General features: G+C 59.9%; 17 protein-coding genes. 7 read left to right on the top strand and 10 right to left on the bottom strand.

Annotated features, from left to right (window positions below; translation table 11 throughout):
- Positions 1 to 3 precede the first annotated feature (3 nt).
- A complete protein-coding gene (locus IPM54_31460; GenBank protein MBK9264307.1) occupies positions 4 to 1,974 on the bottom strand; it encodes a hypothetical protein in 1,971 nt (656 codons plus the stop codon).
- Between the two features lie 101 nt (positions 1,975 to 2,075).
- Between IPM54_31460 and IPM54_31455 the strand changes: the two genes are divergently transcribed.
- Entirely contained in the window at positions 2,076 to 2,702 is a 627-nt protein-coding gene (locus IPM54_31455; protein MBK9264306.1) for a hypothetical protein, read from the top strand.
- 33 nt (positions 2,703 to 2,735) lie between these two features.
- Positions 2,736 to 3,476, top strand: coding sequence for a hypothetical protein (locus IPM54_31450; protein MBK9264305.1), 741 nt, complete (start codon positions 2,736 to 2,738; stop codon positions 3,474 to 3,476).
- A gap of 27 nt (positions 3,477 to 3,503) precedes the next feature.
- Here the strand turns inward: IPM54_31450 and IPM54_31445 are convergent, their stop codons facing one another.
- Both IPM54_31445 and IPM54_31440 read right to left on the bottom strand, forming a co-directional pair.
- A complete protein-coding gene (locus IPM54_31445) occupies positions 3,504 to 4,277 on the bottom strand; it encodes a hypothetical protein (GenBank protein ID MBK9264304.1) in 774 nt (257 codons plus the stop codon).
- A 26-nt stretch (positions 4,278 to 4,303) separates the two neighbouring features.
- Positions 4,304 to 5,779 (bottom strand): hypothetical protein, encoded by a 1,476-nt coding sequence (locus IPM54_31440; protein ID MBK9264303.1) that lies wholly within the window; start codon positions 5,777 to 5,779, stop codon positions 4,304 to 4,306.
- Positions 5,780 to 5,984: 205 nt separating this feature from the next.
- Here IPM54_31440 and IPM54_31435 point away from each other — a divergent pair, with 205 nt between their 5' ends.
- Positions 5,985 to 6,884 (top strand): 1,4-dihydroxy-2-naphthoyl-CoA synthase, encoded by a 900-nt coding sequence (locus tag IPM54_31435; protein MBK9264302.1) that lies wholly within the window; start codon positions 5,985 to 5,987, stop codon positions 6,882 to 6,884.
- Between the two features lie 98 nt (positions 6,885 to 6,982).
- Positions 6,983 to 7,558: a class I SAM-dependent methyltransferase gene (locus IPM54_31430; protein ID MBK9264301.1), complete on the top strand. Its 576-nt coding sequence runs from the start codon at positions 6,983 to 6,985 to the stop codon at positions 7,556 to 7,558.
- Between the two features lie 272 nt (positions 7,559 to 7,830).
- On the opposite strand, the gene IPM54_31425 is transcribed toward IPM54_31430, so the two are convergent.
- The 4 genes from IPM54_31425 to IPM54_31410 form a co-directional block, all read right to left on the bottom strand.
- On the bottom strand, positions 7,831 to 9,201 hold the full coding sequence (locus IPM54_31425; protein MBK9264300.1) for a 7-dehydrocholesterol reductase: 1,371 nt from the start codon (positions 9,199 to 9,201) through the stop codon (positions 7,831 to 7,833).
- Between the two features lie 71 nt (positions 9,202 to 9,272).
- On the bottom strand, positions 9,273 to 10,283 hold the full coding sequence (locus tag IPM54_31420; protein ID MBK9264299.1) for an alpha/beta hydrolase: 1,011 nt from the start codon (positions 10,281 to 10,283) through the stop codon (positions 9,273 to 9,275).
- A gap of 120 nt (positions 10,284 to 10,403) precedes the next feature.
- Positions 10,404 to 11,021: an STAS domain-containing protein gene (locus IPM54_31415; GenBank protein MBK9264298.1), complete on the bottom strand. Its 618-nt coding sequence runs from the start codon at positions 11,019 to 11,021 to the stop codon at positions 10,404 to 10,406.
- A gap of 4 nt (positions 11,022 to 11,025) precedes the next feature.
- Positions 11,026 to 11,478, bottom strand: a complete 453-nt coding sequence (locus tag IPM54_31410) for a hypothetical protein (GenBank protein MBK9264297.1) — start codon at positions 11,476 to 11,478, stop codon at positions 11,026 to 11,028.
- A 317-nt stretch (positions 11,479 to 11,795) separates the two neighbouring features.
- Between IPM54_31410 and IPM54_31405 the strand changes: the two genes are divergently transcribed.
- Positions 11,796 to 15,266 (top strand): HEAT repeat domain-containing protein, encoded by a 3,471-nt coding sequence (locus tag IPM54_31405; protein MBK9264296.1) that lies wholly within the window; start codon positions 11,796 to 11,798, stop codon positions 15,264 to 15,266.
- A 3-nt stretch (positions 15,267 to 15,269) separates the two neighbouring features.
- Here the strand turns inward: IPM54_31405 and IPM54_31400 are convergent, their stop codons facing one another.
- A complete protein-coding gene (locus IPM54_31400) occupies positions 15,270 to 16,865 on the bottom strand; it encodes a thrombospondin type 3 repeat-containing protein (GenBank protein ID MBK9264295.1) in 1,596 nt (531 codons plus the stop codon).
- 199 nt (positions 16,866 to 17,064) lie between these two features.
- Here IPM54_31400 and IPM54_31395 point away from each other — a divergent pair, with 199 nt between their 5' ends.
- Together IPM54_31395 and IPM54_31390 are read left to right on the top strand one after the other, a co-directional pair.
- Positions 17,065 to 18,456: a hypothetical protein gene (locus tag IPM54_31395; GenBank protein ID MBK9264294.1), complete on the top strand. Its 1,392-nt coding sequence runs from the start codon at positions 17,065 to 17,067 to the stop codon at positions 18,454 to 18,456.
- Between the two features lie 39 nt (positions 18,457 to 18,495).
- Positions 18,496 to 19,107, top strand: coding sequence for a hypothetical protein (locus IPM54_31390; protein MBK9264293.1), 612 nt, complete (start codon positions 18,496 to 18,498; stop codon positions 19,105 to 19,107).
- A 60-nt stretch (positions 19,108 to 19,167) separates the two neighbouring features.
- On the opposite strand, the gene IPM54_31385 is transcribed toward IPM54_31390, so the two are convergent.
- Positions 19,168 to 20,745, bottom strand: coding sequence for an insulinase family protein (locus IPM54_31385; protein ID MBK9264292.1), 1,578 nt, complete (start codon positions 20,743 to 20,745; stop codon positions 19,168 to 19,170).
- Complete coding sequence (locus tag IPM54_31380) at positions 20,742 to 22,169, bottom strand: insulinase family protein (protein ID MBK9264291.1); 1,428 nt, start codon at positions 22,167 to 22,169, stop codon at positions 20,742 to 20,744. Before IPM54_31380 ends, IPM54_31385 begins: the two co-directional genes overlap by 4 nt.
- Positions 22,170 to 22,197 lie beyond the last annotated feature (28 nt).

The following is a 22,197-nucleotide window of genomic DNA, read 5'->3' as shown; positions in this document are numbered from 1 at the left end:
TGCTCATTCGGGATCACATGCACCATCGCAGAATGCATCGATGATGCCGGTCCGGAAAAATTTGTCGGCTTGCTTGTACGACGGATCGAGGTGACGCACGGTACCGTGCGGGTCGTCGTTGCCTTTGGTGGGCGTGTTTGTCTCGGGAGCCGGCGGCAAACCAAACTCGTATTCGACGATGGCCGCTCCTTGCAGCGGCGCGTTCGCCTCGTCGATGCCCCACACGCTGCGATTGACGGGCAATAGGTTTTTCGCGCCAACCGTGCGCGCGATGATGTGCGCACCGAGCGGCGTGACTTGGTAATCTCCAATGGCGACGTGAATCAGTAGCTCGTGCTCGGGCGTATTCGGGAGCATGTTTTCCCGCATGTACGGCGCATATCCGCTGGGTTCGGTCCGGTCCCAAAGCATTTGCATGAGCCCTTCGATGAGCTGAATGTTGCGTCCCGTTTGATACGCGCTTTTCATGAACAAGAAAAACGGTTGGAAGTCGGTGCTGCGATCGAGCAACATGGTATAAGGCATGCCGGGGACGCTCACGAGGCCCCGCGTCACATCGGTCGAAACGGACATGTACGTCGTACCGAAAATGCCGCCTTGGCTATCGCCTCGGTAAAACCTTTGCGCGGGATCGATGGCGCTTTGCCCATTCACCTGGACGAGCTCCTCGTTTACGAACCTGCCCGACATCATTCGCATCGCAAGCAGGCTGTTCAAGATGCCTTGATGTTGACGATCAACCGCGTTGCGGAATGCGCCGGCGTCGGAAACGATGGCATCGGTAATGGTGGCAACGTCTTCGCTGGCCATTCCAATGAGATCCACGGAAAATGCCACGTATCCAAATTTGTTGGCAAATTCGCCGAGATACCCATTTCCGCCCTCGAACTTGGACCCCAAAAGCCCATGACCGTTCTGCACGAGCGAAAGCTTTTGCCCCGATTTCGCGACATGTGGCACGTGCACCACGAATTCGTAATCCGCCCATCCATTCTGCTTGGGCAAACCATTTTCGTCAAATACCAGCTTGCCCTTCGGACCCGGGTCGTCCAAATAAAGCGGCACCTTCATCGTCCCCACGAAACGCCGCCAAATATGTGCATTTTGTGCCTCGGTGAATTCTTCCGTCGTCGTGAGCGTGTAATCGGGCCCAAGCGTCCCGACTTTGGCCAAAGCATCGTCACGCATGGCCACGAGCCACCGCGTGTTGTTTTCACGGCTCGACGTCGTAAAGTCCCATGCAAGCTGCAAATCGGTCCGAGGCACGCCCGCTTTTTCGAGTTTGGCAAAAATGTCCTCGTACATCGTGCGGCGCGCATCAATCGACGGCTCGCACGAGGCCGATCCATCACGCAATGCGGCAAATGCAGGTGACGGTGCAATCTCGTTACCGTCCACGTCCACGACGTGACGAATGGCAACGATGTAACGAGTCGCATCGCGAAGGCGCACGACGGGCCGCACGATGAACGCCCGCTCTTCGTTTTCTTCCTGCGGAATGCTCATGTCGAGCTCCGAAAAATGCGCAATTCGTTCGCCCGTTTCAGCGTCGATGATGACCGTGGGAGAAGCGTCCGAAAGCGACAGCTCAATGCTATTTTGCGTTGGAAGCCCCGTCGTCGTCGCGCCCGGCAGATGCGCAAGCGCCGGCTGCCCACCAGAAAAACCATCGCTATCGGCCCACCATTTGGGATCGAGCGGCCCGTGGCCCGATGCGACCGGCAGCGTCGATGCGCCGAACGCCACGCGACCACCCGTGACGGTCGCTCGGTCTTCGGCGAGCCAAAAATTCGAGGGAAACGGAAATCCGCATTGCATCGGCGCAAGGGGATCACAACCCTCGGCCACCAATTCCGCCGCGGCCTTACTACAATCAATCGCCGCCGTCGTCGCGGGCTCCGAGCATCCCGCCACGAGCAAGCCCAAAGCCATCACCGGTACGCACGAGCCACGCATCGCAAAAAGTTGCCTCATGGCGACGAGCTTACCCAATGTGCCCGCCCTCGGTCTTCATTTTTCGTCATGACGAAGCACCATTGACGTCGATGACGTCAATCGAGTATACTTGCAAACCGATGAGCAAGCCCGAGCCCGAACGCGGTCGTTCCGACAAAGAACGCGTCTTGCAAGTGCTGGCGCAAGAATACAGCGCCCTGAAATCCGAACAAAGCTCACGCATCGGATTCCGAGACAACCTTCTTTACACGACCATTGGCGCCGTCGGCGCCATTTCATCCGTCGCACTCGGGGGATTCGGCAGCGGGAGCGGCCCCATTCATCACGCACTTTTGCTCGTGCCGTGGGTGACGACGATTCTTGGTTGGACGTATCTCGTCAATGACGAAAAGATCACGGCCATTCGCCGGTACATCGACAAGTCGCTTGCACCTCGCATCGAAAAGCTCATGGGCGACGAATACAAGGATTTTGCGTTTGGCTGGGAACATTTTCATCGGAGCGATGGGCGGCGTGAACAGCGCAAGGGCGTGCAGCTCGCCATCGACTTGTGGACGTTCGTCATTTCCGGATTTGGTGCAGTCGCTGCATTTTGCGTACGAGCGCACCAGCAGCGTCCCTCGGGTTACTTGACGTATTTCGACATCGTCGCCGTATGCGCAGATTTGTTGATCATGGTGGTTTTGGCGTATCAATTCGTCGTTTACTCGAAGGGCGCCATGCGCGACGATCCGAAGAAGTCTTGATCAAAGAAGGAATTTGTGCTTTGCTGCGCGCCGATGCTCACGACGCGCTCTTCCATTGCACTGCTCGCCCTGGCCCTCGCTGCTTTCGGATGTGAATCGAAAAAAACCGAAGGCGCCGCATCTTCTCCTGCTGCGCCCAGCGCAACCACGACGCCTGCGCCGGGCACGAAATCGGCTGACGGAGCAGCAAAAAAGTCATTTCCTTCACCTGACAAATTCGACATCGTGCCGCTGGCCGTGGGTCAAGCGGTCCGCATGCTCGTCACGACTCCAGGACAACCTCCGTCGCAAACCTTCGTTCGCGTCGTCGGCAAAGAAGGCGACGCATTTTGGTACGAAATCGAATCGAATACGCCGACCGGCACCACGATCGTTCAATTCTTGATGGAAGACGCAATGCGTACGAATTTTTCAAAAACCTCCATCAAGAAGCTGCGAATGAAGATGGGCCTGGGTCCGGTGCAAGAATTCTCCGGCGCGACACTCGCCGCGGTCGGCAACATTGCGGATTCCTATGTTGCACTTCTCGGCAAACCGAACTTGGACAAAGCCGAGCGAGCCGATGCCACGGTGAAAGCCGGGGAATTCAAGGGATGTTACGTGCACGAAATCGATCAAAGCCTGATGGGCATGTCGATGAAGATCAAATCGTGGAACCACCCGGCCGTGCCCATCAATGGATTCGTACGAAGCGAAGGCACCGTGAATGGAAACGCAACGACCACCGAGCTCGTCGATATGCAAATGGAAGGGGCCAAGAGCGCGCTTCAATGAAGAGCGGCCTTTGCAACGGCGGAGTCGCTACATCTCGAACGCGAGTCCCCCCACGAACGTGGATGTACCGACACGCATTTGCGAGGAGCCGAGTCCCAGGCTCTGGTTCATCCATTCGCCGAAAAGATAGATGTGATTGACGCCGGTTTCCTGATCGAGCGCCGACATTTCGCGTCGCCCCAGGAAATCGAGCGCCAGCATGCCGCCAAGCGCCCAGTGCACGCCATAACTGATGCCTCGACCAAGGAATTCCTCGCCGCTTTTGACGACCTTGGCTTGCTCCTCGCCGGCATTGACCCACCAAAGCCCAGCGCCGATTCCGAGTTTGGCGTATGGAACGAAGGGAAAACCGGTTCGCCGAAATAGCTCGTCCGCACGAATGACCGCGGATACGTGCATGGGGGCGATCATCAGCGACGTTTCGCCCTTGCGCTCGTCGTCCTTGGTCGTCGCCGTATCGAGGACACCTTCTCCGAATGCTTTGGCTGTCGCCGAAGTATACCCGAGACCAAATCCCGGGCCGAGCGTTCCGACCCAAGGGATACGGACGGCCTGCCAGTCGAACTCGAGGCCAAAATAAAATCGCCCAGCATCGCCGAAATATCTGCTGTATGGACCGCTTCCGCCGAACTCGTCATCGATCGCGGGATAGTACGGGCCAAACCGCAATTCGAAGGCAAAATGTTGCGGAGTACCTTGATAACGGCCGCTTCCTCGATCGCGCTGGCGCCAATTCGTGTTGCGAATGCGTCGCGATTGCGCTTCGGCCGGAAGTGCCGCGACGACGATTGCCCCCGCCATGATCACGGATGCAAGATGGACGAACTTCACTTCGAAACCTCCTTCGCCACGCCATTCCGAGATGGACGTGAACGACGGCGAAACGCGAGCGCAAGGGCTCCGAGGGCAAACGAAGCACCAAAGGATGTATTACGCAACGTGCGGTGCGATATCGAGCAGAATCCACCGCCGGCCGTGCCCCCGTCCTTTACATAATTCTCGAAGAAATCTTCGATGGGTTCCGGTGTTGCGCACACGACGGGCGAAAGTTTTCCAACATTGCCAACCTGATCTCGATACGCCACGGCAATCGCATACGTGACGTTGTTTTCGAGGTCTTTGATCGTATTGGTGGCCTCCGCGCATGTTTTCCATTTCGGATCGGGAACGATGTCGGCTGCAAGTGGCCCAGGGTCGCAAACCCCTCCATTGCTCGAGCTGCCGCCCCCCGTCCCCGTCGTTCCGCCGCCGCCCATTCCAGCGCCGCCAGCACCAGCGCCGCCCATTCCGCCAGCGCCGCCCATTCCGCCAGCGCCGCCCATTCCGCCAGTACCGCCCATTCCACCAGCGCCGGCCATTCCACTGCCGCCACCTGCGCCGCCCATTCCTCCAGCACCGCCCATTCCTGCAACGCCGCCTGCGCCGCCCATTCCTCCAATGCCACCAGAGCCCCCCGTCGCTCCAGCGCCGCTACCGCTGGACGTTGCGCCGCCAGAACCGCCGCCGCCGTCGCCCGCAGCACCACCCGCCGAACCATCATCGCCGGCGGCAAAACACGAGCACGAGGTATTACTCTCCTCGGTGGTATCCATGGGAACCTCACCATCGCGAGCGCAATACGCAACCACCGTGCTCAATTCCTCGCGCGGTCCGGAGAGCGTCAATTCCACCGAGGCTTCACCGCTCGAAAAATCCACGTCGGTGGGCGGAAGCGGGCCCCATAAGTCAATCTTCGTATTGTCCCAAGTCTTGGAGGATCCATCGACGAATTGGCCACCCGACATCAGCATGAAATAGATCTTCACATTCCGCTGCGTGACGTCCAGGCTCGATTCACCACAATCCGATTCGAGACCAGGTTCGAGCGCGACCAACTCCTTTATATCGAATTCGACAGAGAAATTGTTGACGTCTTGGCTCTGCCGGTTCACCTGCCCCTTGGGGCTCAATCGAAAGCACCTGGCATTGACCCCATTGCGCTGATCATACGTGGTGCAATCGGCTCCAACCGTCGTGCCCCAAACCTCGAAAGATTCATTCAAGTCCCAGCCAGCGATCGATAGATTGAAACGAAAGTATCCATCCTCTTGATTACATTCGTCCCGGTTGATAATCCATCGGAGCGCTTCCGTAGGCGAACGCGCATCGGGGAACCGCTCGACTGGCGTGGGCTGGAAACTGATCGGCTGGGCGGATGCCGTTGCCTCCCATGCCGACAACGCGCCAATGGCCGCGAGGATCGACCCCCCCACTCTCCACTTCCGATGCGTCACACCCAAAAAGCCCTGTTCCTTCGAGTTCATCCTCTCCGTTTGAGCACAACTCGTGCCATGATGCAAATCCGCCTTTGTGCACTCCTTCGACTTTGTGCGATTACCCGCGTCCCAGACAACTTGTCCCGCAAGACCCGCGGCCGAGACAAAGTGTCACCCGCATTTTCCATGCGTCCGGAATTGCGAGTCGTCGTGTGTCCGTGTACGTTCGCGCCCGCGAGGAGGCTATCGCTGCATGACCGTCTCAGCCATTTTCAATCCCGCCCGGTGGAATCGCGTGGAAGGTTTTTCTTTCACGGACATTACGTACCATCGCGCAAAGGATCAAGGCACCGTACGCATTGCATTCAATCGACCCGAAGTTCGCAATGCATTTCGGCCGCATACCGTCGACGAGTTATTCACGGCGCTCGAGCATGCTCGCACGACGTCCGACGTCGGATGCGTGCTCATCACGGGCAATGGCCCTTCGCCCAAAGATGGCGGCTGGGCATTCTGTTCCGGCGGTGATCAACGCATTCGCGGGAAAGATGGATACAAATACGAAGGCGAGCAGACGGGCAAGGCGGATCCCGCGCGTCTCGGACGGCTGCACATTCTCGAAGTCCAGCGCCTCATTCGATTCATGCCGAAAGTCGTGATTGCCGTCGTTCCAGGCTGGGCCGTGGGCGGAGGGCATAGTTTGCACGTCGTTTGCGACATGACGCTGGCCAGCAAGGAACACGCGCGATTCAAGCAAACGGATCCGGACGTCGCGAGTTTCGACAGCGGATACGGTTCCGCGCTTCTTGCAAGGCAAGTTGGGCAAAAGAAAGCACGCGAAATCTTCTTCTTGGGCCTCGATTACACCGCCGAAGAAGCCGCCGCCATGGGCATGGTGAATGCCGCCGTCCCGCACGAGGAGCTCGAAAACGTGGCGCTCGAATGGGGAAAACTCATCAATGGCAAGAGCCCCACGGCCATGCGGATGCTCAAGTACGGCTTCAACTTACCCGACGAAGGCCTCGTCGGACAACAACTTTTCGCCGGTGAAGCAACGCGTCTCGCCTACGGGACCGAAGAAGCCCGAGAAGGGCGCGACGCATTTTTGGAAAAACGCCGCCCCGACTACGACAAGTTCCCGTGGCATTATTGAGTGACGGTGTGGCCTGCCCGCTATGCCAGGCCAAACCATTGCACGAACCGATACGGGCACATCGCCGCACGTACCTCGCATGCTCCACGTGCGAGCTCATGTTCCTCAACCCCGCCGAAAGGCTTGATCCGGACGCCGAACGAGCGCATTACCTCACGCACCAGAACGATCCGACCGACGCGCGATACCGCGCCTTTTTGGATCGGCTCGCCATTCCGCTCATCGAAAAGGTGCCCCCTGGCGCAAAAGGGCTCGATATCGGTTCGGGCCCCGGCCCTACGCTTTCCGTGATGCTCGAAGAACGCGGATTCGACATGACCGTTTACGATCCGTACTTCGCGCCCGACGCAGCGGCGCTCCAGCGAACGTACGATTTCATCACGGCCACCGAAACCGTCGAACACTTTTGTTGTCCTGGAAGAGAATTTGCGCGCTTGTACGACCTATTGCGCCCGAACGCAATTCTCGGGATCATGACCGAAATGGTCACGGGCGAGCGTCGTTTCGACGAATGGCACTACCCTCGCGATCCTACGCACGTGAGCTTTTATCGGAAAAGCACCATGGAATGGATTGCTTCGCACTTCGGCTTCGATGCCGAGTTTCCTCGGCGAAACGTCGTGCTCTTTCGCAGAAACGCCCGCGCGGGGTTAAAACCCCGCGCTACACGATAAAAAGTCCCTCACTACCGTTCGGGACTGGCGTCGTGCGATCGAGGATCGTTATCGAGAATCCTTGACGATTTCGCAATAGAATGCATTTGTCGCAATGCAGCGTGGCGCTAGTCCGAGCGCGGTAGCGCGAGGACTTTTTATTGTGTAGCCTCGGGTTTTAACCCGAGGCGGGGCCGCGAGGACCGACGATGTTGCGAGTTCTGAGACGGTCTCTTCAACCCGCCGCGTGGTCCCGCGGCGGGGATCGGCGCGAAATCCAACAGTAGGACCAATCAATACACGTACGGCACGATCCGGTAGGGAACCCGCTCCTTGTACGTTTTCCACGTTTCGCCATATTTCGCAGCGCACCGTTTGTCGTCGCGTCCGGCGCGATCGAAGAGCAAAATGGCGAGAAACACCCAGTAGAACCAGGGCAACAAGTGGGAAAAGCCGGCGGGAACCGTCCACGCGAATGCAAGCGCGAGCTCGGGCACGTAATGGAAATGCCGCGCCACGCCCCACCAGCCGGAGACGAGCAATAGACTTTCACGCTTTTGCCCATCGGCCGTCGTATAGGCCGCACGAATCGTTTCTGGACGCTTGCCCCAAATCGTCGTTTCACCATTCGTCGCCCGCACACGCTGCCGCTGCGCATCCGCGTCGTAATTGACCCAAATCGAAAGCACGCCGAACGCCACCATCCCCGCGGCAACCGCAATGGGCCATTGGATGGGATGGTCGACGAGATACATGAACGGAATTTCGTACGCCGAAGGAACCCACGCGAGCACGCCCCAACAAATGTAATAACCAAAGCGGTCGTGCATGATGTCGAGCGACGTGAAATAGCCCGACTCCCACCAGAAAAACTTGAAGAGATACACGACCAGCACCGCCACGGCCGCAATCATCGACGTGGAGATGACGCCATGACGCTGCCATTGCGAAACAGCGAAACAGATGGCAATCACGCTCCACCCCATCATCGAAACGCGACAATTGATCAGTTGCTTGAGATTGACGCCAAAGAGACGCGGGTGCAGCTCGGGACCCTGAAAGAAGTCCAAAATGGGATATCCCGTGAGCACGTTGTCGGGCGCCGTGGGGAACGTTCTGCCCTTCCAAGACAAGAAAACGCAGAACGCAAACGCCGAAACGTTCAATGTAATGAGCAAACTACCATAATGATCGTAGAGCTTGCCGGGATCGAGCAGCCCCGCGGGCCATGCAATGCCAAAAAGCCCAACGTGGGTAATGAACCATGCCGCAATGCCATTGAGTTTGTATTCAGGCTGAACTCCAGCCGGCGTCACGGGGCCAAGAAATCGCTTTCCCGGAAGCCATTGCAGCAAGATCGCCTGCACCACGACCCAACCCATGATGATCGCAGCCGCCGTCCACGTCGGCGCGGGCATATGCTGCCACCAAACATCCGGACCGGCCTTGGCGAATGCGAGAAGCGAACCGTCGTGATACCGCGCAGTCATCCATAACGCCAACATGAGCACCGGCGTCGACATCATGAGCAGCAGCGGTCCAATCGTCGTGCGAATGACGCTCGCTTGCACGGGCGTGACGTTCGGAGGCGCGGAACGAGGCGAACCTAGGGGCAAGCCGGTGAGAATGGATTCGACGAACGATTCGACTTTTGTCGCGGACATGGGCCGCGTCTTACCAGTAGGCAAGCGGGCTGCAAAGGAAAAACGGAGCCGCGCGACGCGGTGAGCGAGCGTTACCTGCTGCGAGACGCTTTTCCGAAGAAAAATTGGAAAGGCACGTGACTGCGGGCCGCCCACGAGGTTTCGTTGTGAAGATCGCCGGGGAATGCGTAGTGTAGAAAATCGCGGCCGTATTCGTAACCCGACGCAATGAGCTGATCGCGCATGGCCGTCGTCGGCTCGTAATTGTCCCGCGGCCAGCCGCTATCGATGTAGAAACGCACGTTCCGCTTCGGCTCCGACGCCACGCGTTCAATGAGGTCGTCGCGATAGCCGAAGGTGCTCGACAAACACGCAGCCTTGCCGAATACGTGCGGGTAGTGCCATCCGAGGAAAAACGATACCACTCCGCCGAGCGACGAGCCCATCACGGCCGTATTGCGCGGATCGGTCAGGGTACGCAGACGGGAATCGATGAACGGTTTCAATTCGTTCACCATGAAGTTCCCATAATGTTCGTAGCCTGGTTTCGTGTATTCGTACATGCGATCTTTGGCGTAGACGCCCACGACGATGACTTTGTCGATGAGGTTCATCGAATGGAGAAGCTCCACGTTTTCATCGACGCGCCATTCGTTGCCGCCAAAAGCCTCCTCGCCGAAAAACAGATTCGTCCCGTCGTGCATGTAGAGCACGGGGTATCGCTTCAACGTGTTTTCGTCATACCCCGGGGGAATGTACACGCGAATGCGGTGATTGGAATCGCTGTAGCCTTCCGGAACTTGGACGACGGGCGAAAATGTGCCGCGCGCCGCCGAGTAAAAGTGCGGATAACATCGGCGAATCGTGTCGCCCCGCGTCGTCGCCAGATAATTGTCGCCCTGCGACCACGTGAGACCTTTTTGATTGGCGAGGCACGGCTTGAAGTAAAAATACTTTTCGTGCGACTCGACGATGAACTCCGAGATCGTTCCGTCTTCGCTCACATATTGCGGCTCGATGGACCGATTCCAGTCGAATTGCGTCCGGAGTAAGATTTTGCCTTGATTCGGCGGGTAGAAAACCTGAATTTTAGCTTGACTCATGAGCGTGCTTTCTCAAAGGGATGACAAAGCGGCAGCGCCGCGGGTGGATCTTCGGCCGAATGGGCGAGAAAGGCAAACACATTTCCACTGGAAAAATGAGCTGGGTGAGTATCGACCGAGCTAGCGGCGGCGCCGGGCGGTATATTCGCTCAGCGCAGCCCCGAGCGTGCGTACGGTGCGCGTGCCGAGCGTCACGCCGAGTGAAACGATGATGCTCGCCATTTCGGGACGAATTCCCGTAATCACACACTCGGCGCCCAGCAACTGAACCGCGCGGGTCAGCTTTTCGAGCTCGTGAATGACGTCCTCATTGACGTCGCTGGCACCCGAAAGGTCGATCAGCACGGTCGTCGTCCCAAACGAAACGATGTGCTCGAGCAAGCGAGTCGAGAGCGACGCGGAGCGTGCCGCATCGAGCGCCCCGACGATCGGAATGGTCACGATTCCGTCGGAGACATCGATGATGGGCGCGGTGAGCGCCCGGATCATTTCGTTTTGACGGTTTATGACGGCGGCATTCTCCGCCTCGAGCTCCTGCGTGCGTTGCCTCGAGGCAATGAATTCTCCGGCAAACGCGACAAACGTTCGTTCGATTGCTGCGAATTCATCACGTTCTGCTACATCGAATTGCTCGACCCGCGAAAGCTCGCCCGCAGCCAAATTAAAAACGAGTGAGCGTAGGCGCTTGATGCGGCTGCGAAGGATATGGACCGAAGCTGAGTCGTCGGTTTGCGTCATGAGGTCATGGTTTCGATCGAAGCCACGCCTTGGCGGCTTCGATATCGCCAAAGTAGCGTGTTTCGCTTTCGGGGTGTTCGTCCGACGATGCCAGCGACTCATCAATCGCAAGCTTTGCCATCGTGCTTTTCGGTAGCAGAATGGCAAGCCATCGAAATCCCTCGGAAAGGGCACGTGGCCACCAATCTTCAGCGCACCATTGCTGTGCCTCGGCAGGCATCACCGCCATCTCCCGAGTATCGGCAATCCACCGCGTCGCGCGCTGACTGCGAATGATTTCGAGCCCCGCATCGAGCGCGAGTTGAATCGTTTTGACCCCATCCCATCCGCCGCCGAATTCTGCAGGTCGAAACCACGTACCAACGGCTCGCAAGTCAGGGTTCCAATAAAGAGTCACGTACGGGTTTTCGAAATGCACGTCTACCGTGTTTCCAAGAATGACAGCTTGATGCAACATGGAGCCCCTCCGTTCGAGCGCCGCAGAATGCCCAAGACGGAAGCCGGAGTCAACATCGAAGTAGCTGCAATGCGCTGCACGCAATGGCCGGTGGAGCGCAATGGATGAAGGCAGCCCGAGCGAGCGTTCGGAACCCATGAGCAGCGTACGAAATACGCCGGCATTCTCCCATTCATTCGCCGCATCCAGCAAGCTGCGCGAAAGCTCGCAAATGCCCCTGGCACGTGCCGTACAGATTCTCCCGCCCCTAAAACCCGGCGCTTCCTGCACTACCTGAGGCCAGCTCCCGACCCGCTTCGATTACGCTCCCTCTTCACGTGGCAGGCACAGGTCCGTTCATCCCCGATACCGAAAAAGCGGCGCCGGAAAAATCCGGACAGCCGGCCGCGACGCACGCGTCTGCCAAAAGCCAACCCCGTCCTCTGTCGCGTCTCGGCATTGCCCTCAATCGAGCCGAGCTCGAGCGCATTGTACTGCTCTCCGGGCTTCTGTTCTTGTCGGCCCTCTTGCTCGTCGTTGGACGCACCGCACGCGATGCCCTTTTCCTGACGCGATTTCCCGTCACGTGGATCGCTCCCATGTGGATGGCGGTCGGCGCAGTATCGGCCCTCGTCGCCCTCGGTTACGAACGCGCCGTTCGGCGACTGCCGCGCGCTCGATTCGGTACGGCTTTCGCCCTCTTCGCCGCTGCTACGTACGTCGTGTTGCGTGTGCTCATCGGATACGACGTCGAGCCCGCATACTTCGTCTTCGCCATCTGGTCCGAGATCATCGCGAATTTGACGGCGATGTTGTCATGGACCATCGCGCAAGACCTGTACGACGCACGCAGCGCCAAGCGAGCTTTCGGATGGATTGGCGCAGGACGCATCACGGGAACCATTGCATCGGGTCTCGCTGCAGGTGCCGTTGCACCCATCATCGGCACGGAAAACCTCATCTTCGTGCTCGTCGCGGCCCTCTTGGCCGTCGCGCTGCTCTGTCGCGTGACCGCTGCGCGTCACGGGATTTTGCCTTCGAATCGTCCCGACGAACGCGCCAAGCCCCGGGCCGAAGCACGCTCGTCACCGCTGCAATCACGCTACGTCACCGCGATCGGTGGAACGATCTTCGTGCTCTTCACCATGCTCACGATTGGCGACTACCAGTTCAAAGCCATCGCGCTCTCGACGTTTCCCACGCGCGATTCGCTCGCTGCGTTCATGGGGACGTTTTACGGCGCCGTGGGGTTTGTCGGACTCTTCGTGCAGTTTGTCGTGACCCCACGCATCTTGAAACGATGGGGCGTCATCGGCGCGGCCGTAGCGCTGCCCATCGCGTTTTTGATGAGCTCGATCTTGCTCGTCGCGGTCCCGTCGATGTTCACGGCTTCGATCCTGAAGGCCAGTGATCACGCTCTTCAGTTCTCCATCTTCGACGTCGCACTGCAACTGCTCCTGTTCCCCTTTCCGACAGCAGAACGCGAGCGCGTGCGCACGTTGTCCGTCGCCATCATGAAACCGCTTGGATATGGCGTTGGCGCGCTTCTGCTCGTCATTTTCGCCGCGTCCGGCCCGGCGGTCGAAGCAGGCCCGGACCTCATCGCCGCAGCAGCGCACCTCGGCTACATCTCGCTGCCCCTCGGTTTGATCCTGGTGCCCATGCTGCGTGACATTCGCCGAGGATACGTCGACGCGATGCGCGGAACGCTCGTGCGCGGCAGCCTCACCGACGACTCGCCGGCGGAACAAGGACGCCTCGATCGAGCGCTCTCCGAAGCACTCATGAGCACCGATGCTCCTCGCGTGTTGTTCGCGATGGACAGGTTGCGCCAGCTCGATCCCGATCGCGTTCGGGACGCCCTTCCCACGCTGACTCGGCACGCGTCTTCGCGCGTTCGCGCTGCAGCGCTACGAGCATCGTGGACGCTGTCCCCTGACGATGCCGCGGACTTGAGCCGAGAGCGGATCGACGACGAAGATGCGGAAGTGCGAGGTTTGGCCGTCGAAACGCTCGCCCGAACGCTCGGCGAAGATGCTCACGACGAACTATCTGCGCTCGCATCGCGGCAAGACGACGCCGTGCGTGCCGCAGCCATTGGAGCCTTGCTCAGGTACGGAGGGCTCGACGGCATGCTCGATGGGGCGCCACGACTACGTACGCTTCTGGAGAGTCGCGACGCGCGCGATCGGATCGTTGCAGCTCAAACGCTTGGTCTCGTGGGACAAACCTCACTCGAACGAGCGTTGGTGCGCCTTCTCGGCGATGAGGACCAAAGGGTTCGGCAAGCCGCACTCGTTGCTGCTGCGACGACCGCTACGCCGCGGCTCCTGCCTCGCCTCGTCGAAGCGCTCGATCACCGCGCCCTACGACGTTCCGCGACAAACGCCATCGTCGCCATGGGAAGTCGCGCCGTCTCGCACTTGTCCATGACACTTGCCGATACGGAAACGATTCCCACCGTGCGGCTGGCCGTACCGCGCATCCTGTGGCGCATTGGCACGACCGCCGCACTCTCTGCGCTTCTCGACCACATCGACGAGCCTGATGATCGCGTGCGTCAGAAAATTCTCGCATCCGCTTCGCGACTGCGTCTCGCTCTGGGAGCTCCACCAGCTCCCCTTGGACCCATTCGAGAGCGAATCGAGCGGGAGGCCGTTGCGCATGAACGTGAACGCGATCTGTACATACGCGTGCGCCCTGCAGTCGCGATGCCGCTCCTCGACGACCACGTGATCCGGCGCATGCGCAAAGGACTCATTCGCATTTTGCGTTTGTGCGAGCTCGTGTATCCGCGCGAGGTCGTGGCGGGCGTGCGTGCGCACGTATTCGGATCGAATCCAGCGCTGCGAGCGAATGCTTTCGAGGTGCTCGAATCACTGCTCGATCGGCGGCAAGGCGCGCGGCTCATCGCGCTCTTCGATCGATACCTGGAGCTCACGAACGCGTTTCCGCAAAGCACCGAACCACCGACTTCGGCGGATGTGGTCGAGTTTGTCCGACTGGAACTCGCTTCGGACGATCCCTTTCGCGCCGCGTTGGCGCTCGACGCCGTTGCGGTAAAGCGTATCGAAGCCTGCGGCGAGCTCACATTGGGAGCACTGTCGGATCGCGACCCACTCGTGCGCGAAGCAGCGGCAATCGCCGCGGTGGAGCTAGAGCCCGAAGGCGCAGCGGCCGCACTCGAACGGCTGCTCGAGGATCCCGATCCGATCGTCGCGTATTGGGCGAACTATTGGAAACGCACCGGGCAAAGCGGGCTCGAGGCGGGAGACGGCATGTACACGACGATTGAAAAGGTGCTCTTTTTGCAGCGCGTTCCCATCTTGTCGCGCATTTCAGGCGAGGAGCTCGTGGGACTTGCGCGAACGGCGGAGGTGCTGACGTTTCGGCGCGGCGACGTCATCTATCGTCAAGGGGATCCCGGTGGAGCGCTCTACTTCGTCATTTCGGGCACCGTGGGTTTGTCCGTGGACGGCAAAGAGATGGCGCGGCGCGGCGCGAACGAAGTCTTTGGAGAGGCGTCGGTCCTCGATCGCGCCCCTCGCGTGGTGACGGCGACGGCGCTCGAACCTGTGGAGCTGCTTCGCGTGTCCTCCGAAGACTTCATTGCAGCAGCGCAAGACACCGTGGAGATCGCGATGGGCGTGCTTCAGGTGCTCAGTCGAAAACTGCGCGAGGCGGATCGACGGCTATCACGCGCCGAGGACGAAGTATCGAAGCTTCGGGCGCTCACGAAAGAATTGGAACACGCGGCCGATCCTGCGGAATCAAAGCATTCATCCCGAATTTGGAACGATGAGGAGTGAGGCTTACTTGATGATCCGCGCCTCGACCGTTCCCGCCTTGAGGTCGTCGCGAAGAACGACTTCGTAACGGTTCGAGTCCAGGCTGCCGGAACGCAGAACGAAGATGATCGCTTGCGCGCGACGATCGCTGATCTCGCTGCTCACGCCCTTCGTTCCGAGCGAGATGCTGACCTGCTCGATCTTCGGGTTGGCCCGCATCGTCGCCGTAATCTCCTCGATGGCCGCTTGCCCTTCGGGCGTGAGCTGATCGCTTCCGGGTGCCGCGAATCGAATCGGTGGTTTGATCACAAACGATTCGCCAGCAAGTCGTGCGTACTTCGGACAGCCATACGGAGGCACGCCTGGTTCGTTCGGGCATGTATCCGCAGGCTCAGGAATCAAGTCGTTGTCGATGTCCGGGCATCCATTGGCAAGCTCGCTCGCGTGCTTGACGCCCGTGGTTTCCGGACACGCATCGTTTTCGTCCGGAATGCCATCGCCGTCCTTGTCGGCCGCCGGGCATCCGCGCTTTTCAGGATCCTTGTTGTCCGGGCCAGCTTCATCCGGACATGCATCGTCCTTGTCGAGGATCTTGTCGAGATCGCGATCGGACGGCCCTTTGGGCGGAGGTGCTTTGGGTCTTCCACCGCCCACGTAGGCGACGCTCAGGACGCCGCGGAAACTTGGTGCACCTGCGGCCCAGCCAAACCCTGGACCTGCACTGGCTCCGATTTGCAGGCCGCCGAGCGCCAGGCGCGCCGAAATGAGCGGCTCGATCATGATATCGATGGTCGTTGGATGATCTTGGGATGCGGTATTCAGCGCTGTTTGTTCCTGGGTGAACACCGCGAGCGTCGGTTCGAACCCGAGCCAGAATCGGGATCCGAGGCGATATTGGCCGGCGCATGCCAGTGCGGCGCGATCGCCGTCATGGGGAAAGCCATCGACGCGGCCGATGAACATGAGCGGGGAGATCGACGCGGTGCATCCGTAACGAAGCGCATTTCGTTCGCCGGCAATGGCGATGTCGACTTCGGCACGAATCGCGCCATCGGAAAGAAAAGCTTCTTTTGTGCCCATGGGGGCCCAAAAACGCGCGCCGACGATGAAGTCCATGGTCTTCGTGTCGACGGCTCGGAAGTGCACACCCGCGCGAAGATCACCGACACCGAATGCGGACACGGGGTTGAAGTCGACGCCATATCGGCCGTCGTTGATCAACTGCTCGGGAATGTCTCCGCCAACGTAGAGACCAACCGGAAGCGCGAGATCGACGACGAGCCAGGGCAGCGGTGTAATGGATGCGCCGATGTGCGCCAATAATGCGTTTTGGACCGTACTTGCTTCGACGTTCTCGACGCCCGCCGCATCGACACTGACGGCTTTGAGAAGACCGGTGCCGTAATCGAGCGAAGCACCGAAGGCGAACTCGATGGTGTTGATGCCTTTTTCGTGCGCTCCAAGCGCGCGAAGAAAGGGGCTATCCGGAGATGCCGGCTGGAGCTGATCAATGCGAATGCCATCTTCGGGCTTCGACTTACCGGCAGCCATCGAAGTGCCGGCGCTACCGACGACAACCAAAACTGCAACGACCCCCGCCCATCCTTTCCGTACAAGCACGACTCAACCTTACATGCGTTTTGATGCTGCGTGAAAACTTTGCTGGGCCCAAGCTCGATCCAAAATGTAAACCGTAAGAAGGATCCGGGCTGTCGTCCGTCGAACGAGAGCCACTGCGGAACGATGCTTGCAAGAGTTACGGGAAAGAGCTTTCCGTTCTGGCATCAGACCCACGAACGCCCCATCATCGAGGTACACCATGAGCGTCGTCGCGTCCTCGCCCAAGTCCAAAACCCCTGCTTCCAAGGCTGATTCACGCAGCCGAGGTCTTCTCCCTCTCGCCCTGGCATTTCTCGCAGCCGCCTTTTCGTTCACACCTACGGCGGTCCACGCGGATACACCCGTCAAGGGCTTCTTCACGGATGAAGAAGGACCCAAAGCCGACGCCAAGGCCGAAGTCGCTGTAACCACGACTGCGCAAGCCGAAGTGGAAGCCAGCGTAACTGTTGCTGTCGATGACGAATTCGACGTCGACACGGACCCCACTGCACTCACGGATTTTCGCGAGCCTCTCGCCGATTACGGCACGTGGACGGATGACGCCACGTACGGAACGGTTTGGCTTCCCGATACCGAGGTCGTCGGCGCGGACTTTGCGCCGTACCAAACCGCCGGCCATTGGGAGCTCGACGAAAACGAAGACTGGATGTGGGTCAGCGATTACGACTGGGGCTACATCCCGTTCCATTACGGCCGATGGGTTTGGATTGGCGGACGTGGTTGGGGTTGGATCCCCGGTCGCGTGTACGCACCTGCATGGGTCACGTGGCGCATGACGGATTACGGCTACATCGGCTGGGCCCCGATGGCGCCGTCTTGGTACTGGTTTGGCGGAGCCGCTGTGAACGTGTGGACAACGCCGTATTCGGCGTACGTCTTCTGCCCGTCCACCTACGTCTTCCACCGCCACGTTCACACGTACGTCGTTCGAGATCGTAACATCATTCAGCGCATCGGCGCGCATTCGCGCCCCTATCGTGCGGCGCGTCCTTCGGTGCGTGCGTCCGGGGCAGGTTCGTCCGGGAACGGCGCTCGCGCATATCGCCCCGCATCACCGCGTGTTGCGGAAGCAAAGATTCCCCACGACGCAGCCCCGCAAAAGCGCAGCAAACCCGACCCGCGCGCGTACTCCTACGCGCGCAAGAGCACGTCCGCTCAAGCCCGAGCGAGCTACTCCGCATCGCGACGCGCACCCGGAGCTCACACGACGCCCGCTACGCGCGACCCGCGTGGTGTTCGGACAAACCCCGGTGACGGTCGACCCGTCACGCGTTTGCCCTCGCGCGATTCGTCGGGCCCGCAAGTTCAACCGAGCCGCCCGGCCGTGAATCCCAGCAGGCCTTCGGTCTCGCCGTCGCGTCCGTCGGTCTCGCCGTCGCGTCCGTCGGTCTCGCCGTCGCGTCCGTCGGTCTCGCCGTCGCGTCCGTCGGTTTCGCCGTCGCGTCCGTCGGTTTCGCCGTCGCGTCCGTCGGTTTCGCCGTCTAGGCCGTCGTCACCATCGCGCTCGATCTCGCCTTCACGACCTTCCTCGCCGTCGCGATCGTTCTCGCCGTCGCGCCCGTCGGGAGGACGCTCGGGAGGACGCCGGTAAACCACCACGGTTCATCTCTTACGAACAGGAGTACGTCCGATGCGTTCTCATCTTCCTAGCGTAAAGCTTCGTTCACTCGGGGTGTGGTCGCGCGTTCTCGCTATCTGCGCCGGCGTCAGTGCGCTGACTGGATGCATCATCGTCGATGACGACAACGACGGAACCGTCATCATCGACGACAACACCAATCGCCCCCCAATCACAGGCGATCCCATGCTCGTCAACATCGACACCGACGTCGCACTCGATGCCACGCCGGGCGATGGCGTAGGGATCTTCGTCGAGTACTACGCGGGCGGGCGCTACCGCATCTGGACGACGTGCGATACGAACTTCTCGGGCGACTTCTGTCCGTTCGAGATCTACGCGTCGGTCGATACATCATCGACCATTTCGGCGGTCTACGAGGAAAACCTCGAAGGTTACGACTCGATCACGGTCAACCAAGGCCAGGGCGCCGTCGATCTGTACCTCGAGACCGACAACGACTACGACGCCGTCGAGCTCGACGTCACGCCAGGCGCGATCCTGCGGCTCGAAGCGTACGTCGACGGCATATCCCAACCGCGCTTCGTCTACTGGGTTGGCAACGGCGTCCTGCACGAAGGTGCCCCGACAAACCCCGTCGACTTCAATCCGACCCAATTCTGAAGCAAGAAAGCCCGGCCGTCGTTTCGACCGGGCTTCTTCATCCCCAACAAACCTTACCGCTCACTTGCCTTTTGGTTTGTCCTTCGGCTTTGCCTCTTCCGCCTTGGCAGCCGCAGTTGCAACGACGGGTTTGCCCTCGGCATCCCATAACGCAGGCTCACCCAAACCAAGCGCCACGAGGTCCGACCAGATGGCTTCCTTCGGCCCGACCACGATGATCGTGGCAGTGGCAGGATCCACCTGCGCCTTTGCCAAGGCCGCCACCTCCTCGACCTTCTGCGACTGACGCACCCGCGTCGCCTCAGCGTCGTACGTCGGCGGCAGGCCCAGTTGAGCAAGCGACGCCAATCGATCCGCCGTGTCGCTGATCGTTTCGAACGTCTTGAGCATGTCCGCACGATCCTGCGCTTTGGCCTTCTCGACCTCCTCGGCCGTCGGCCCTTCCTGCGCCATCTTCTGAAGCTCGCGAAGCGTTTCCTTCAGCGCCGGACCGGTCGCCGGCGTTTCTACCGAAGCCAGCGCCCAAAACGCTCCCTTGCCTCGCGTGCCAAGGAACGCCGTGCGCGCCCCGTACGCCCAATGTTTTTCCTCGCGTAAATTTTGGTTCAACCGCGAAGTAAATGATCCCCCAAGCGGCGTGTTGACGAGATCGATCCGAATCGCATCGGGCTCGGATGCCATTAGTCCTTCACGAACGACGGCAATCACCGATTGCGGTGCCTTGGGACGATCGACGAGCACGATCTTCGGCCTGTCCGCAGCTTTTCGAGGGCCCGGAATCGTGACTTTGGGATCCTTCTTCGCCGCTGCTTTGGGCGCCTTCCACGACCCGAGATCCGCATCGATGGCCGCTTCGACTTCACTACGCGTGATGTCTCCCGCGACGACGAGCACTGCGCGATCGGGACGAATGTTTTCCGCGTAAAACTTTTTGATCGTCGCGAGATCGATCTTCTCGGCAGCTTCGAGCAGCCCATCGCTCGGATGTCCATATGGCGTGCCCGGCCCATAAAGCACCGCAGCATTGACCACACGCGCAACCCTCGAAGGTTCGTCGGGCCGCGATTTCAGGTCGTTGCGCCAAAGCTCCGATACGCGCTTGAACTCCTTCGCGTCGAACTTGGGACGCGCGACGACGTCCGCGAGAATCGAGAACGCGGGAGAGAAGTTCTTCTTCAGCACCGTGACGGACAACGTGCTCGCGTCGACGCCGGTATGAATCGAAAGCGATGCGCCGAGATCACTCACGGCCCCCGAGATCTCGATGGCGCTGCGTTTGCCAGCACCTTCGTCGAGCATGTCGGTCGTGATGTGCATGAGACCGGGTTTGTCCGATGGATCGATCGACGAACCTCCTTCGACGACGAGGGACATCGATACGAGTGGCAAGCCGCGACGCGGCGCGAGCCACACCTTCATGCCGTTTTTCGCTTGAAACGTTTCAACGACGGGAGGCGTGAAAGGTTTGGCCGGGCCAGGTTCGGGACGCGGGCCGAGGTCCACGACGACCGGGGGCGGCTCCTGCTTCGTCTCCGTCGTCTTGGCGGTCTTGTTTCCGGCGTGCGTCTGCACCTGCTCGCCGCCGCAAGCAACGAGCGCGATGCACGACGACAAAAAGAGCGATCGAAAGACTTTCATCGGGCTGCCTCCGCCGTCGGTGCTTCGGGCTTTTTCTCGGGTACGACGTGGATGATCACGCGCCCATTCGGATCGAGCGTGCCTCTTGCGATGGCCAAAAGAGATGCCGGCGTGACGGCGCGATAAAGATCGAGGTCTTTCTCGGCAAACCCAGGGTCACCGACGAACGATTCGTACAGATTGAGGTTCATCGCTCGCGTGTGAATCGATTGCAGCCGCGAAACGAAGCTCGTTTCGTACTGATTTTGCGCCCGCGTGAGCTCGGCAGCACTGATCGTTTCCGACGTCAGCTTCTTCAACTCCGCATCGATGGCCGCCTCGAGTTTTTCCAGCGGAACCCCAGGCTGCGCGATCGCTTCAACCTGGAAGTACGATCCCGAATCCTGAGATGCCTGGTACGCCACGACTTCCTGCGCGAGCGACTGATCGTAAACGAGCGCCTTGTAGAGACGACTGACCTTGCCCTCGGTCAGCACGAGCGACAAAAGGTCGAGCTCGGCATCTCCCGGCGCATATCGAGCGGGGCTGTGCCAAGCCATCATGACCTTGCCGAGCTCCACGTTGTCCTTGAGCGTTTCGCGCACGACCTTGTCAAGTTTGACTTTCGGAGCGGCGGGCGCGGCCGGCACGGGAGTATTGCGAAGCGGGCCGAACCTTTTCTCGATGAGGGGTTTGACCACGGCAGGATCGAAGTCGCCGGCGACGACGAGCGACGCGTTGTTCGGCACGTACCAACGGCGGAAAAACGCTTTGACGTCGTCGACCGTCGCCGCCTGCAAGTCTTCGTGCGAGCCGATGACGGGGTGGTGGTACGGATGCCCGACGGGATACAAGAGCTCGGACAAACGCAGATCGGCTTTTCCGTAGGGAGCGTTCTCGACACGCTGACGACGTTCGTTGCGTACGACCTCGCGCTGGACGTTGAGTTTGTCCAAGGTCATTTCGTCGGCCAGCGAGGCGAATCGATCGGCCTCGAGCCACAAGAGCAAGTCGACGGTGTTGGATGGTCCGAGATCGTAATAATCGGTGCGATCCTGGCTGGTCCACGCGTTGTTCGATCCACCGGCAGCTTCCATCCAAGCGTCGAACATCTTCGTGGGAACGCGACGCGTACCCATGAACATGAGGTGCTCGAAGAGGTGCGCGAAACCGGTGCGCTTGGGCTCCTCGAAGCGCGAACCAACTTTGACGATGGTGTTGACCACGACGAGCGGTAGCGAGTGATCCTCGTGCAGGATCACGACCAACCCGTTGTCGAGCTTGTACTTGGTAAACGGTATGTCGATACGCGCAGCGGGCGCAGCGGGCGCGGCATGCGCGACGGTCGTGAAGGTCGGTGCAGCGAGCGGCACGGCAAGCGCGATTGCTGCGGCCAGCGCGCGAGACGACCACCGGCGGTGGAAAGGACGATGTAGCGGTCGCATGGCGGCGAAGCCTGCACCGGCTGGCACC

The sequence above is a fragment of the Polyangiaceae bacterium genome, assembly GCA_016715885.1.
In the GTDB taxonomy this organism is placed as follows: Bacteria; Myxococcota_A; Polyangia; order Polyangiales; family Polyangiaceae; genus Polyangium.
Note: the sequence above shows the minus strand (reverse complement) of the source record. Positions and strands in the feature narration are given on the sequence as shown.

Bases quoted from the DNA above. Each gene is read 5' to 3' on its own strand.
- IPM54_31460 (MBK9264307.1), bottom strand. From the start codon at position 1,974: ATGAGGCAACTTTTTGCGATGCGTGGCTCGTGCGTACCGGTGATGGCT.
- IPM54_31455 (MBK9264306.1), top strand. From the start codon at position 2,076: ATGAGCAAGCCCGAGCCCGAACGCGGTCGTTCCGACAAAGAACGCGTC.
- IPM54_31450 (MBK9264305.1), top strand. From the start codon at position 2,736: ATGCTCACGACGCGCTCTTCCATTGCACTGCTCGCCCTGGCCCTCGCT.
- IPM54_31445 (MBK9264304.1), bottom strand. From the start codon at position 4,277: ATGGCGGGGGCAATCGTCGTCGCGGCACTTCCGGCCGAAGCGCAATCG.
- IPM54_31440 (MBK9264303.1), bottom strand. From the start codon at position 5,779: ATGAACTCGAAGGAACAGGGCTTTTTGGGTGTGACGCATCGGAAGTGG.
- IPM54_31435 (MBK9264302.1), top strand. From the start codon at position 5,985: ATGACCGTCTCAGCCATTTTCAATCCCGCCCGGTGGAATCGCGTGGAA.
- IPM54_31430 (MBK9264301.1), top strand. From the start codon at position 6,983: ATGTTCCTCAACCCCGCCGAAAGGCTTGATCCGGACGCCGAACGAGCG.
- IPM54_31425 (MBK9264300.1), bottom strand. From the start codon at position 9,201: ATGTCCGCGACAAAAGTCGAATCGTTCGTCGAATCCATTCTCACCGGC.
- IPM54_31420 (MBK9264299.1), bottom strand. From the start codon at position 10,283: ATGAGTCAAGCTAAAATTCAGGTTTTCTACCCGCCGAATCAAGGCAAA.
- IPM54_31415 (MBK9264298.1), bottom strand. From the start codon at position 11,021: ATGACGCAAACCGACGACTCAGCTTCGGTCCATATCCTTCGCAGCCGC.
- IPM54_31410 (MBK9264297.1), bottom strand. From the start codon at position 11,478: ATGTTGCATCAAGCTGTCATTCTTGGAAACACGGTAGACGTGCATTTC.
- IPM54_31395 (MBK9264294.1), top strand. From the start codon at position 17,065: ATGAGCGTCGTCGCGTCCTCGCCCAAGTCCAAAACCCCTGCTTCCAAG.
- IPM54_31390 (MBK9264293.1), top strand. From the start codon at position 18,496: ATGCGTTCTCATCTTCCTAGCGTAAAGCTTCGTTCACTCGGGGTGTGG.
- IPM54_31385 (MBK9264292.1), bottom strand. From the start codon at position 20,745: ATGAAAGTCTTTCGATCGCTCTTTTTGTCGTCGTGCATCGCGCTCGTT.
- IPM54_31380 (MBK9264291.1), bottom strand. From the start codon at position 22,169: ATGCGACCGCTACATCGTCCTTTCCACCGCCGGTGGTCGTCTCGCGCG.